Origin of the sequence: Pseudomonas sp. MWU12-2037, from assembly GCF_023242345.1 — a bacterium.
GTDB lineage: Bacteria > Pseudomonadota > Gammaproteobacteria > Pseudomonadales > Pseudomonadaceae > Aquipseudomonas > Aquipseudomonas gingeri_D.
Map to the genome: position 1 here is coordinate 81,541 of NZ_JALLIZ010000024.1, position 12,963 is coordinate 94,503.

Below are 12,963 nucleotides of genomic sequence, written 5' to 3' on the forward strand. Positions count from 1 at the left end.
CCATAAGAATAAAAGGAGCCTGAACATGAACCGTCAACCGCTGCCCCTTTCGGGAGCTGAACATGAGTTGTCCATCAGTCGCCTGATCGAGGCGCCACGCAACCAGGTCTTTCGTGCCTGGACCGAACCCCGTCTGCTGAGTCAATGGTGGGGCCCCCATGGCATGACCATGCCGGTCTGCGAAATGCAGTTGTGGGTTGGCGGTTCGTTTCGCACGCTGATGCGTACGGCGGAGGGTGTCGAGTACCCTTATCAGGGCGTGTTCCTGGAGATCGCCGCACCGGAGCGGATCGTCTTCACCGACGCCTTTACCCCCGACTGGACGCCCTCGGGCAAGCCCTTCATGACGGCGCGAATCACCCTCGAAGAGGCCGATGGTCATACCTTGTATACGGCCCGGGCGATGCACTGGTCGGCGGAGGAAAAAGCGGCCCACGAACAGATGGGGTTTTATCAGGGCTGGGGTGAAAGCCTGGATCGATTGGCCCTGTTGGTCCGCCAGGGGCTGCTGGATTGACCCTCGAAGCCGAGAGCGTCAAGCAGCAGGTCGAGGCGGTGTATCGCCAGGAATCACGGCGGATCCTGGCGACCCTGATTCGCTTGCTGGGGGATTTCGATCTGGCGGAGGAGGCCTTGCACGAAGCCTTCTTTATCGCCATCGAACGCTGGCAGCGCGATGGCGTGCCGGCCAATCCCCGGGCCTGGCTGGTCTCCACCGGGCGTTTCAAGGCCATCGATGTATTGCGCCGCCGGGCGCGTTTTGCCGCATCCCAGGGGCAGTTGATCGCCCAGGCCGAAGCGTTGGAGCAGAGTGAATGGAATGACGAGGATGTCGAGGACGATCGCCTGCGGCTGATCTTTACCTGCTGTCACCCGGCGTTGTCGGCGGATGCCCAGGTGCCGCTGACATTGCGCGAGGTCTGCGACCTGACCACCGAAGAAATCGCCCGGGCCTTTCTCTCGAGCCCCTCGACCATCGCCCAGCGCATTGTGCGAGCGAAGACCAAGATTCGCGATGCGAAGATTCCTTATCAGGTGCCTTCCCTGGCGGAGTTGCCCGCGCGGTTGGACAGTGTGTTGCGGGTTATTTACCTGGTGTTCAACGAGGGATATTCCGCTTCCCTCGGTGCCAGCCTGACCCGCGACGAACTGACGGCGGAGGCCATTCGCCTTGGGCGCCTGTTGCTGGAGTTGCTGCCCGATCCCGAGGTCATGGGGTTGCTGGCGTTGATGTTGTTGCATGAGTCGCGGCGTCAGGCGCGGGTCTCCGAGAGCGGGGAACTGGTGCTGCTCGATGCCCAGGATCGTTCGTGCTGGAACGCGACGCTGATTGCCGAAGGCTGTGGGTTGGTGGAACGCGCGCTGGGTACCGGACGTTTCGGGCCCTATGGTTTGCAGGCCGCGATCGCGGCCGTGCATGCCGAGTCGGCGACGGCCGAGGACACTGACTGGCGGCAGATCGTCGGGCTCTATGACCTGTTGCTGCGGGCCGTGCCTTCGGCGGTGATAGAGCTCAATCGGGCGGTAGCGGTGGCCATGCGCGACGGGCCATTGGCGGGACTGGAACTGGTGGAGGGCATCCTCGGGCGCGGCGACTTGCTGGACTATCACCTGGCGCATTCGGCGCGGGCGGATTTCTGTCGGCGGTTGGGGCGGGTTGAGCAGGCACGGGAGGCCTACCAGCGCGCGTTGGAATTGACGCAGCAGGCGCCGGAGCGGCGTTTTATCGAGCGTCGGTTGGAGGCGTTGAAAGGCGCCGAGCGTGGGCCTGGAAATTTGTAGGCGTCGGTCGAGAGTAGCGGTGAATGTGGCATCGTAATCGCTGGCAAGCCAGCTCCCACAAGAGGCCATTACTCCAGCATTCTAGCCAGTAACCAACTGCCCGCCGGCCCTGGCGGATGCAGGCGTGACCAGAGCGCATCCACCGCCACCGGCCTTGGCCAGCCGCGCAGCGGCAGTTCCACTAGCGAAGCATTGTCGAAGCGCTCCACCAGCCAGCGTGGCAGCGGTGCCCAGCCGAACCCGCGCTGGGCCATTTCCAGCAGCATCAGGTAACTCGACGCCGACCAGAAGCGGCCCTGGGCACGACTTTCGTAAGGATTGACGATGCTCGCCAGGCGCAGTTCACGGTGCTGCTGCAGGCTGGCTTGATCGACCTTGACCTGTTGTGCCAAGGGATGCCCGCGATGGACGAACACGGCAAATTCGGTGCGTTCATCCACGGTGGCACTGCCCAGGTCCGGCGGGTAGCTGTCCTGCCGTTCGGCAAACGCCACCTGGGCCCGGCCTTGGCGGACCAACTCCACCAGGTCGTCGCACTCGGCGATCAGGCACTCCAGCTCGAGGTCCGGGTAGCGGGCTTCGAAGTCGCTCAGGGTGGCCTCGAAACGGTTGGACTGGTAGGTGTCGGAAATCACCACCGTCAGTTTCGCTTCCAGACCGCCGGCCAATTGGCGCGCGCTCATCTCCAGGCGGTTGTTGGCCGCAAGGATATCCTCGGCCTTTTGCAGCATGACATGGCCGGCCGCGGTCAGGCCGGGCTTGCGGGTACTGCGGTCGAACAGTTCCAGGCCGAGGTCGATTTCCAGGCTCGCGACTGCGGCACTGATGGTCGACTGGCTCTTGCCCAGCTTGCGCGCCGCCGCGGAGAAGGAGCCCAAGGTCGCGGCCTGGACAAAGGCCTGGAGCATTTCGTTGGAGGCCATGAACTATCGCTTTTGTCGATGGTAATCGACTTTTAGTATCTGTCCGGGTGGCGATAATGACAACCCTCGGATATCAATGGAGGCGTCCATCATGACCCCCGGCAAGTCTTTTACCGAACGTGTTTTGCAAGCCATCGGCTTCGAGGTCTTCGCGGTGCTGCTGTGTACGCCGCTGTTTGCCTGGGTGATGAACAAACCGCTGTTGGAGATGGGCGTGGTGACGGTCGCCAACTGTTTTATCGCCCTGGGTTGGAACGTCCTGTTCAATGGGATGTTCGACCGGATGCGCGAGCGCTTTGCCCTGGAGCAGAACGTCTGGACGCGCCTGCTCCATGCCTTGCTGTTCGAAGGCGGCCTGGTGGCGGTGAGCGTGCCGCTGGTGGCCTGGTGGCTGGATCTCAGCCTGTTGACGGCGCTGCTGCTGGATATCGGCGTGCTGCTGTTCTTCCTGCCCTATACCTACCTGTATCACTGGGCCTATGACGGCATACGCGAACGTCTGCTGCCACGCACAACCTTGTAGGAGCAGCCGGTCGACGCTCGATTGCTCGCGAACCGCCGAAGGCGGCCATGCACATTGCCTCGAGCTCTTTACCCCCCAACCGCATCAAGCAGCACTCAACCCAATAATAAAATCCAGAAACGCCCTGACCTTGGCCGGCGGCAGATGCCGGGACGGATAAAGGGCATACAGCGGAAAGCGCTCGTCCGGCCAATCGGGAAACAGCTCCACCAGCCTACCCGCGTCCAAGGCCGGACGTACCCCCAGGTCAAGCACCTGGGCGATGGCATGGCCGCTTTCACACAGGCTGTGCAGGGTGCCGACATCGTTGAGTACCAGTCGCGCGTTATTGCGCACATCCACCCGCCGGCCGGCACGGTGAAACTCCCAGGGGAAGGGCCGCCCGGTTTCCGGGTCGCGGAAGGACACGCAGACATGCCGTTCATCCTCCATGTCCAGCGGTGTCAGCGGTCTCCCGTGGCGTTTCAGGTAGGCCGGCGCCGCGCAGGTCAGTACCCGTACGTCCAGCAGCTTGCGTGCCACCAGGGAAGAATTGGCCGGGTGGCCGAAGCGTACGGCCAGGTCGAAACCATCGGCCACCACGTCGCCCAGTTGGTCGCGGGTATAGAGCTCCAGGTGCAACAGCGGATGGCGGCTCATGAACTCGCCCAGGGCGGGGCCGAGGATCAGGCGGGAAAAGTACGGATCGATATTGACCCGCAACCGCCCGCGTACCTGGCTGGCGCTACCGCTGGCGGCATGGGCCGCTTCTTCGAGACCGGCCAGCAACGGGGTGACTTCCTCGTACAAGCGACGGCCTTCGTCGGTCAGCTTCACCGAACGGGTGGTGCGGTCGAACAGCCGGATGCCCAGGCGTTTCTCCAGCCGGGCGATGGCCCGGCTGACGCCGGAGGCGGTCATGTCGAGGGCTTCGGCGGCCTTGACGAAGCTGCCGCCGTCCACCACCGCGTTGAGTACGCCAAGGCCGCTGGCCAGGTTGGAGTCGAAGCTCATTACTGATTACCAGTCAGTTATTCAATGACATCCATGCTATCGGAGAATCCCGACCCCTGGCGGAGAATTCCTCCATCGCGACAGAGGTCGCCGCTTCCTGGAGGAACTTGCATGTATGCAGTCATGGGTATTACCGGACAAGTGGGCGGTGCCGTCGCCCGTACGCTGCTCAGCGCCGGGCAATCGGTACGCGCCGTGGTGCGCAGCGCCGAGAAAGGTGCGCCGTGGGCCGGACAAGGCTGCCAGGTGGCCCTGGCCGATGTGGATGACGGGCAGGCACTGGCGCAGGCGTTCAGCGGTGTCGAGGGGGTGTTTATCATGATGCCGTCGAACTTCGATCCGACGCCGGGCTTTCCTGAAGCCCGCCAAGTGGTGGAAACCCTGCGCGCGGCGCTGGAACAGGCGCGGCCGGCGAAGGTGGTGTGTTTGTCGACCATCGGTGCCCAGGCGACCCAGCCGAATCTGCTGAACCAGTTGCAGTTGTTGGAACAGGGCTTGAGCACGCTGGATCTGCCGGTCACCTTCCTGCGTCCGGGCTGGTTTATGGAGAATGCCCTGTGGGATGTGGCGGCGGCGGTGGAAACGGGAGTGATCCCCAGCTTTCTGCAACCGCTGGACAAGCCGGTGCCGATGATCGCCACGGCGGATGTCGGACGCCTGGCCGCGCAGTTGGTGCAGGAATCCTGGAGTGGCAAGCGGGTGGTTGAACTGGAAGGACCGGAGCGAGTGACGCCCGAGCAGATTGCCGGCGGTTTTGCCGAGTGGCTGGGCAAGCCGGTGCGCATGGAAGTGGTGGCACGTGATACCTGGGAGGATTTGTTCACCTCCCAGGGGATGAATAACCCGCTGCCGCGCATGCAGATGATCGACGGTTTCAACGAAGGCTGGATCGAGTTCGTCGGAACGCCGCGCAAGGGCGAGGTGCCGTTGCGCAGCGTGCTGAAGGATTTGTTGATCCGCAGTGGCGTGTCCGGTTGACGGGCCCCATCGCCGGCAAGCCGGCTCCCACGGGTTTTGTGTTGTGCCATTGAGGCGGTGTGGCTTAGAAAATCTGCGTGAACAACCAGTACAGGCTGCCCGACAACAGGATCGCCGCCGGCAGGGTCAGGACCCAGGCCATCATCAGGTTGCGGATGGTGCGCATCTGCAAGCCGCCGCCATTGGCGACCATGGTCCCGGCCACGCCCGAGGACAAGACGTGGGTGGTCGATACCGGCAAACCGTAGATGTCCGCCGCACCGATGGTCAGCATCGCGACCATTTCCGCCGAGGCGCCCTGGGCGTAGGTCATGTGGGTCTTGCCGATCTTCTCGCCGACGGTGACCACGATGCGCTTCCAGCCAACCATGGTGCCCAGGCCCAGGGCGATGGCCACGACAATCTTCACCCACAGCGGAATGAAGCGGGTGGCGCCGTCGATCTGCTGTTTGAACAACTGCACCTTGCCCTGGGTATCAGCGTCGAAATTGCCGACCTTGTCCTTGTCCATCAGGCGGATGGTTTCGCTGCTCAGGTACATGTCGTTGCGCACGTTGCCCATGGCTTCGGCCGGGACCTTGGCCAGCGAGCCGTAACCCTTGACCTCGGTACCGATATTGCCGGCCAGGGCCGCCAGTGACGGGACCACCTCCGGCGTCATTTTTTTGCTTCGCACGTAGTCCGAGAGTATTTGGCGCGGGTCGGCGGGGGCCGGTTGCGGCGCGTTGCGCACCAGTGCTTGTTGGGTGACTTCGGCGACGGCGGCGAACTGCAGCGCCTGGTCGGCCGGCATGGTGCGGTTCAGCGCGTAGGCCATCGGCAGGGTGCCGACCAGGATCAGCATGATCAGGCCCATGCCTTTTTGCCCGTCGTTGGAGCCGTGGGCGAAAGACACACCGGTGCAGGTCAGGATCAGCAGGCCACGAATCCACCACGGTGGCGGCGAATTGCCTTTGGGCGCCTTGTACAGTTCACGGTTCTTCACCAACAGGCGCAGGACCAGCAGCAACAGCGCGGCGAAGAAGAACCCCACCAGTGGCGACACCAGCAGGGCATAACCGATCTTGGTTGCCTGGCTCCAGTCCACACCGCTGGTGCCGTCGCGTCCGTGCATCAGGGCATTGGCCACGCCGACACCGATGATCGAGCCGATCAGGGTGTGGGACGAAGAGGCCGGCAGGCCCAGCCACCAGGTGCCGAGGTTCCACAGGATGGCGGCGATCAGCAGGGCGAAGATCATCGCGAAACCGGCCGAGGAGCCGACTTGCAGGATCAGTTCCACCGGCAGCAGGGCGATGATGCCGAACGCCACCGCGCCGCTGGAGAGCAGCACGCCGAGGAAGTTGAAGCAGCCGGACCAGACCACCGCGAAATGCGCCGGCAGGGAGTTGGTGTAGATCACGGTGGCCACGGCGTTGGCGGTGTCGTGGAAACCGTTGACGAACTCGAAGCCGAGGGCGATCAGCAGCGCCACGCCGAGTAGCAGGAACGGTGTCCAGGTGGTGACCACGGTGCCGAAGTCATGCATGTCATGCATCAGGCTGTAGGCGGTGAACAGCAACCCCATGGCCAGTACCGCGAAAAAGATCACCGCGGTGAAGACGCGGGGTTTGCTTTCGAGCAGGGGGTTGCCTTCGCCCTGGGCGGACGAGGCAGCAGTCGATGAAGGGATGGCCATACCGGGAATCCTTTTTGAGAACGGATGCCAGTCATATTCGTTGCTGAATGTTACAGGCTGACTGCGCCAGATCAGTAATCCTGACGTTTGCGAAACGCCCAGCGCCCGGCCAGCAAGGTGAAGGTCACGACCAACGCCACCAGGATCCAGAAACCTTCCGGGTCGCCCGCCAGTGGGATGCCGCCGACGTTCATGCCGAAGAAGCCGGCAATGATATTGATCGGCAGTGCCAGGACGGTCACCACGGTCAGGGTGAAGAGGGTGCGGTTGCTCTGTTCGTTGAGGCTGGCGGCGATCTCTTCCTGCAACAGTTTGATCCGTTCGCCGAGGGCTTCCAGATCGCTGAGGATCAGCGAGAACTCCTCGGTGGATTTGCGCAGTTCCTTGACGTCTTCCTTCTGCAACCATTGCGGCGGACGGTTGAGCAGCCGCAGCAACGAGCCCGGCTCCAGGGCCAGCAGGCGTTGCAGGCGTACCAGTATCCGGCGCATGGCACCGAGTTCGGCGCGGTTGTTGCTCAGGCGCAAGGCCAGCAACTGGTCTTCGATCTGGTCGACGCTGGTGCTGGTCTTGCGCACGATCTGGGTCAGCACTTCACCCTGGTCGCGCAGCAGGTGCACCAGCAGTTCCAGTGGCGAGCGGAAGCGTTCGCCGGCCTTGACCGAGGAGCGCAGCTTGTCCACCGAGTGCAGGGGTTGCAGGCGCGCGCTGATCAACAGTTTGCTGCGGGCGCAGACCCACAGCGTGGAGATGTCCGAGGAGACCATGCTGCTGAGGTTGAACACCACGTCGTTGACCACCGCCAGCAAGGCGTTGTCGACGTGTTCGATACGGGTCGAGCGCGAGCCTTCGTGCAGGGCCTCGAAAAACTCGGCGGGCAACGACAGGTGGGTCTTCATCCAGCGCTCGCAGGCGGCGTGTGCCAGGTTCAGGTGCAGCCAGAGAAAGGTGTCGGGATCTTCCGGTTGTTGCAGGCAGTGCAGCACGGTGGCCGAGTCGATTTCCTCGCCCCGTTCGCCGGTGCGGAAGCGAAAGCCGTAAAGCAGGCCGAACAGATCCGGGTCACGGTGACTTTGGTCAAGGCTGTGGTTCATGGGGGCTCGCTGGAGGGAAACGCCTGAAACATTTTTTTACAGGTTCGCGGGTTTCATCTTCGCAAGGCTTTTTGATGTTTTTGTGACAGGTGATGTGTAAACAGATGCTTCGAGATTTTTTAACAGACCGGCAGGTATGATGCGCGCCGTTGACCGGTGGTCGGTTTGATTCAAGCGCCGTACTGGCGCGCCGATGGTAGTGATGTTACCCACAGCACTATGTGGCCATGAGCCCGGTTGTCGCTGACAAGGATGTTTCGACTCCTTGCGTTTCCTACAGGGGACGCTTAATCCTTGTTCAGAGATTCCCCCGATGTTGAAAAAATCCCTGAGAGCTCAAATTCTCTCGCTCCTGAGCGGCAGCCTGATCGCCATGTTGCTGATCGCGCTGACCTGTTTTCATCTCCTGTCCAATGGCGTCCAGGATTATCGGAACCTGATCGAAGGGCCCTTGCACACCTCGCATTTGATCGACGAGGCCAATGTGCAATTCAAAGCCCAGGTGCAGGAGTGGAAGGATGTCCTGCTGCGCGGCAAGCAGCCGGAGGACCTCAACCGTTACTGGTCGCAGTTTGAAGCGCGTCAGCGCGATGTGCAGGACATCCTCGGTCGTCTGATCAACCAGCCTGGCATGGATGCACGGCTCAAGTCGCAGATCGAGCAACTGCGTGATGCACACCAGGTGCTGGGTAGCGCCTATCTGAAAGGTCGCGAGGCCTATCTGGCCGCCGGGTCCGATGCGAGCGCCGGTGACCAGGCGGTCAAGGGCGTCGACCGCGCCGCCAGCGAGCAGATGAAGAACCTGGTCGCGCAGTTGCGCCAGCAGGGTGATGAGCAGTCGCAGGCTATCAGTGCCCAGGCCGAGCGGACGATCTGGGTCGGCATTGTTGTGCTGGTGATTTCCGGGTTGTTGATTGGTCTGTTGAGCCTGTGGCTGATCAACCGCAATCTGGTGGAACCGATCCGTCGCCTGATCGACTACGTGGCGCAATTGAGCCATGGCAAGTTCGACAACAGGGTGAACGCCGATCGCCAGGACGAACTGGGACACCTGGCGGTAGCGGCGAACACCTTGCGCGACTTCCTGGCCGAAACCTTCAGCCATCTCAAGCGCAGCACCTCGGACCTGGACAGCGCCAGCGGCGAACTGAAGTCGATTGCCGGCCTGATGGCCAACGGCACCCACGAACAATTCGAACGGACCGACCAGGTGGCCACGGCGATGACCGAAATGTCCGCCACCGCCCAGGAGGTCGCCCGCCATGCCGGAGATGCCGCTACAGCGGCGGATGATGCCGATCGCGCGGCCCAGCAGGGCGAGTTGGTGATGCAATCGACCATCGAGACCATTACCCGCATGCGTGGCGAAATCACCTCCACCGCCACGGTCATCCGCCGCCTGGAAGCCGACAGTGGACGGGTCGGCAAGGTGCTGGAAGTGATTCGCGGGATTGCCGAACAGACCAACCTGCTGGCGCTCAACGCCGCCATCGAGGCCGCCCGTGCCGGTGAGGCCGGACGCGGCTTTGCCGTGGTCGCCGATGAGGTGCGCAGCCTGGCCCAGCGCACCGCGGCGTCGATCATCGAGATCAACCAGATCATCCATTCGGTCCAGACCGGTGCGGTGGACGCGGCCCAGGCTATCGAAGGCGGGCAGGCCCGCAGTGAGGAGAGCGTCGAGCAGGTGACCGAGGCCGGGGCCATGCTCGAACGCATCACTACCGCGGTGGAAGCGATCCGCGACATGAACCGTCAGATCGCTACCGCCGCCGAAGAGCAGACCTCGGTGGCCGAAGACATCTCGCGCAACCTGACCGAGATCACCGCCATCGCCAGCACCAACCTGGACAACGTCAAGCGCACCGAGGCCGCGAGCCAGAACCTGCACGGCTTGTCGGGACAGTTGAATGACGTGACGGCGCGCCTCGGGGCCTGATTCGCGGCCACAGGGATGTGGCCTTGTATCGGGACGCTGACACGTGTGATACAGAATCGATCTCAATCATGTTGAAGGGTTGTCGATGACATGACTGCCCATAACTGAATCGGGAGATCCCCATGGTCAGCATTACTTCGGTCACCATTGCCCCAACCCTTACCACCAGCAGCACCAACAAGACCACCGGCACCACCGCTACTGACACCACCAGCACCAGCGCCACCGGGGCTGCGAGCACCACCCAGGCCAGCGGTAGTCAACCGGCGGGTGCTGGCGGCGCCTCCGGTAGCAGCAGCGACAGCTCCAGCACCAGTGCTTCCTCCCAGGAGGTCCAGCAACTGCAAAAGCAACTGGCCGATCTGCAAAAGCAGCTGCAGCAAGCGGAGCTGCAAATGCAGAAAGCCCAGGACAGCAAGGGAGACCCGGACGCCAAGGCCACCTTGCTCGCGGCCGCGCAGTCGCAGGTGTCTTCCATTGCCGGTTCCATTTCCACCGTCAGCGCTGCCCTGACCACTGCCTTGCAGGCCGAGGGCAGCAGCACCTCGGGCACTTCGGTGAACACCACGGCTTGAGTCAAAGGCTGTGGTTGTGCAGATCGCTCACCAGCATGCAGCCCGGCGCATGGGTAATGCATAACGGTGGGCGTGACGCCTGCACCACCGATTGCGGGGTCACGCCGCAGGCCCAGAACACTGGAAGTTCATCATCGGCCAGCGGCACGGCGTCACCGTAGTCCGGTGCGCCAAGGTCGTGGATGCCGATCAGCCGCGGCTCGCCGATGTGCACCGGTGCGCCATGCACATTGGGCATGCGTCCGGTGATCTGCACTGCCCGAATGGCGTCGGCGGCCTTCAACGGTCGCATGCTCACCACCAGCTTGCCCTGTAGACGTTCGGTGGGGCGGGTATCGATATTGGTCTGGAACATCGCCACGTTGCGTCCCAATTTGACGTGGCGCAGGTCGATGCCGGCCTCCAGCAAGGGTTGCTCGAAGGAGAAGGAGCAACCGATGGCAAAGGCCACCATATCGTCGCGCCAGAGGTGCTTGATGTTTTGCGGCTCCTCGCTCAGTTCGCCCTGGCGATAGACCCGGTAGCGCGGTACGTCATGGCGGATATCGACGCTCTCGCCCAGGTGACGGAAGATCGGGTCGCCGGGTTCGGTGATGTCCAGTATCGGGCAGGCCTGGCGATTGAGGGTGCAGAAACGCAGGAACTCGTCGGCCCAGTCCCCTGGCAAAATCACGATATTGGCTTGTACCCGACCCAGGCCCAGGCCGCTGGTGTGGCCTTGATACTGGTCGGTGGCGATGTGTCGGCGCAAGGCGCGTGGCGCCAGATGGCGCAACTGATCGAAGGACAGCGCAGGCAGGTTCATCGAACGTCTCTCTTGTGTTGGGTCGAGGCCTTTTTAGGGCGCCGCGACCGCCTCGTCCAACGAGAAAATCTGTTATTGCAAACAAGAAAAACTGATGCGCGGTTGCACACGGCACGCCGCTATCCCGGTAGAGGCCATTAAGGGGCCATCAACTTTTCTTATGCATTGACCGGCTTTTTTCCCGTTTGACGCTGTGCCGCTCCGGCGCGAAGAATCCACTCCACGATGTAGCGCATCTGCATCGGTTCTCCACGACAACGCCTTCACAAAAAAACAATGAGGCGTGTCCGTCATCTTCCCTTGCTGCCGCAGGAACCCTCCATGGAACACACCATGACTGACCCCGTGCCTTCAGGGACGCGCCGTGCCGGCCCGTTCGCCTGGTACGCCCCGCTGAGCAAAAATGAAAAGCGCACCTTCTGGAGTTGCAAGATCGGCTATGGCCTGGATGGCATGGACACCCAGATGCTGAGTTTCGTGATTCCCACCCTGATTGCCACCTGGGGCATTTCCAAGGGCGAGGCCGGGTTGATCGGCACCTCGACCTTGCTGGCCTCGGCGGCCGGCGGCTGGATCGCCGGGATTCTCTCCGACCGCATCGGTCGGGTGCGCACCCTGCAACTGACGGTGCTCTGGTTTGCCTTCTTCACCTTCATGTGCGGGCTGGCCCAGAACTACGACCAACTGCTGGTGGCGCGCACGCTGATGGGCTTCGGTTTTGGTGGCGAGTGGACCGCCGGCGCGGTGCTGATCGGCGAGGTGATCCGCTCCCAGGATCGTGGCAAGGCGGTGGGCATGGTGCAGGCCGGCTGGGCGCTGGGCTGGGGCCTGACGGCCCTGCTCTATGCGGGCCTGTTCAGCTTTCTACCACCGGAGCAGGCCTGGCGGGCGCTGTTCATGGTCGGTCTGGTACCGGCGCTGTTCGTGCTGGTGATCCGCCGGTTGGTCAAGGAGTCCGACACCTTCGAGCAGGCTCGGGACGAGCGTCTGAGCCAGGCTGAAAAGCCTTCGCCCTGGGCCTTCTTCGAGATCTTCGCGCCGCGGATGCTCAGCACCACCTTGCGCGCTTCGCTGCTGACCACCGGTGCGCTGGGCGGTTACTACGCGATCACCACCTGGTTGCCGACCTATCTGAAAACCGAGCGCGGCCTGAGTGTGCTGGGCACGGGCGGCTATCTGGCGATGGTGATCGTCGGTTCCTATGTCGGCTACGTCATCAGTGCATTGCTGACCGACGCCATCGGCCGCAAGAAGAACTTCATCCTCTTTGCCGTCGGCTCCATGAGCATCGTCCTGGCCTACACCCAGTTGCCCATCGATAACACCTGGATGCTCTGGCTGGGCTTTCCCCTGGGCTTCTTCGCCTCGGGCATCTTCGCCGGCATGGGGGCGTTCCTCACCGAGCTGTTTCCCACCCGCATGCGTGGGTCGGGCCAGGGCTTCTGCTACAACGCCGGGCGCTCCATCGCCGCGTTGTTCCCACTGTTTATCGGTGCGCTGAGTGAAACCCTGCCGATTGGCGTCGGCATCGGTGTGTTTGCCGCCGGCGCTTACGCGGTGGTGATCCTGGCGGCCCTGAGCCTGCCTGAAACCCGCGGTCGCCAGCTCGAGAGCTGATGTCCGACGCACCTGGGTCCGGCGGGCCCAGGGACTACTGATCCTGACATTTCAACCAC

At 62.8% G+C, this 12,963-nt stretch carries 12 protein-coding genes; 7 read left to right on the forward strand and 5 right to left on the reverse strand.

Going from position 1 to position 12,963, the window contains the following annotated elements; genetic code table 11:
* Positions 1–25: 25 nt before the first annotated feature.
* Positions 26–517 (forward strand): SRPBCC family protein, encoded by a 492-nt coding sequence (locus M5B42_RS29015; RefSeq protein ID WP_248747746.1) that lies wholly within the window; start codon positions 26–28, stop codon positions 515–517.
* A complete protein-coding gene (locus M5B42_RS29020) occupies positions 514–1,782 on the forward strand; it encodes an RNA polymerase sigma factor (protein ID WP_177102656.1) in 1,269 nt (422 codons plus the stop codon). The genes M5B42_RS29015 and M5B42_RS29020 overlap by 4 nt, the downstream gene beginning before the upstream one ends.
* Positions 1,783–1,850: 68 nt before the next feature.
* On the opposite strand, the gene M5B42_RS29025 is transcribed toward M5B42_RS29020, so the two are convergent.
* On the reverse strand, positions 1,851–2,705 hold the full coding sequence (locus tag M5B42_RS29025; RefSeq protein ID WP_152741265.1) for a LysR family transcriptional regulator: 855 nt from the start codon (positions 2,703–2,705) through the stop codon (positions 1,851–1,853).
* Positions 2,706–2,796: 91 nt separating this feature from the next.
* Between M5B42_RS29025 and M5B42_RS29030 the strand changes: the two genes are divergently transcribed.
* Complete coding sequence (locus M5B42_RS29030) at positions 2,797–3,228, forward strand: multidrug/biocide efflux PACE transporter (RefSeq protein WP_177102654.1); 432 nt, start codon at positions 2,797–2,799, stop codon at positions 3,226–3,228.
* An 84-nt stretch (positions 3,229–3,312) separates the two neighbouring features.
* On the opposite strand, the gene M5B42_RS29035 is transcribed toward M5B42_RS29030, so the two are convergent.
* Positions 3,313–4,221 carry a LysR family transcriptional regulator gene (locus tag M5B42_RS29035; protein ID WP_103498835.1) on the reverse strand — a complete coding sequence of 303 codons (909 nt, stop codon included), beginning with the start codon at positions 4,219–4,221 and terminating at the stop codon, positions 3,313–3,315.
* Between the two features lie 111 nt (positions 4,222–4,332).
* Between M5B42_RS29035 and M5B42_RS29040 the strand changes: the two genes are divergently transcribed.
* Complete coding sequence (locus M5B42_RS29040) at positions 4,333–5,199, forward strand: NmrA family NAD(P)-binding protein (protein WP_248747747.1); 867 nt, start codon at positions 4,333–4,335, stop codon at positions 5,197–5,199.
* A 64-nt stretch (positions 5,200–5,263) separates the two neighbouring features.
* Here M5B42_RS29040 and M5B42_RS29045 read toward each other — a convergent pair whose 3' ends face one another.
* Both M5B42_RS29045 and M5B42_RS29050 read right to left on the reverse strand, forming a co-directional pair.
* A complete protein-coding gene (locus M5B42_RS29045; RefSeq protein WP_103498833.1) occupies positions 5,264–6,877 on the reverse strand; it encodes an inorganic phosphate transporter in 1,614 nt (537 codons plus the stop codon).
* 71 nt (positions 6,878–6,948) lie between these two features.
* The gene (locus M5B42_RS29050; RefSeq protein ID WP_248747748.1) at positions 6,949–7,971 is read right to left on the reverse strand and encodes a transporter; all 1,023 of its coding nucleotides are present in this window, start codon (positions 7,969–7,971) and stop codon (positions 6,949–6,951) included.
* 313 nt (positions 7,972–8,284) lie between these two features.
* Here M5B42_RS29050 and M5B42_RS29055 point away from each other — a divergent pair, with 313 nt between their 5' ends.
* Both M5B42_RS29055 and M5B42_RS29060 read left to right on the forward strand, forming a co-directional pair.
* Positions 8,285–9,907, forward strand: a complete 1,623-nt coding sequence (locus M5B42_RS29055) for a methyl-accepting chemotaxis protein (protein WP_177102650.1) — start codon at positions 8,285–8,287, stop codon at positions 9,905–9,907.
* Positions 9,908–10,029: 122 nt separating this feature from the next.
* Positions 10,030–10,482, forward strand: coding sequence for a hypothetical protein (locus M5B42_RS29060; protein WP_247263206.1), 453 nt, complete (start codon positions 10,030–10,032; stop codon positions 10,480–10,482).
* 1 nt (position 10,483) lies between these two features.
* On the opposite strand, the gene M5B42_RS29065 is transcribed toward M5B42_RS29060, so the two are convergent.
* Entirely contained in the window at positions 10,484–11,287 is an 804-nt protein-coding gene (locus M5B42_RS29065; RefSeq protein ID WP_248747749.1) for a putative hydro-lyase, read from the reverse strand.
* A gap of 333 nt (positions 11,288–11,620) precedes the next feature.
* Between M5B42_RS29065 and M5B42_RS29070 the strand changes: the two genes are divergently transcribed.
* On the forward strand, positions 11,621–12,904 hold the full coding sequence (locus M5B42_RS29070) for an MFS transporter (RefSeq protein WP_177102646.1): 1,284 nt from the start codon (positions 11,621–11,623) through the stop codon (positions 12,902–12,904).
* Positions 12,905–12,963: the final 59 nt, after the last annotated feature.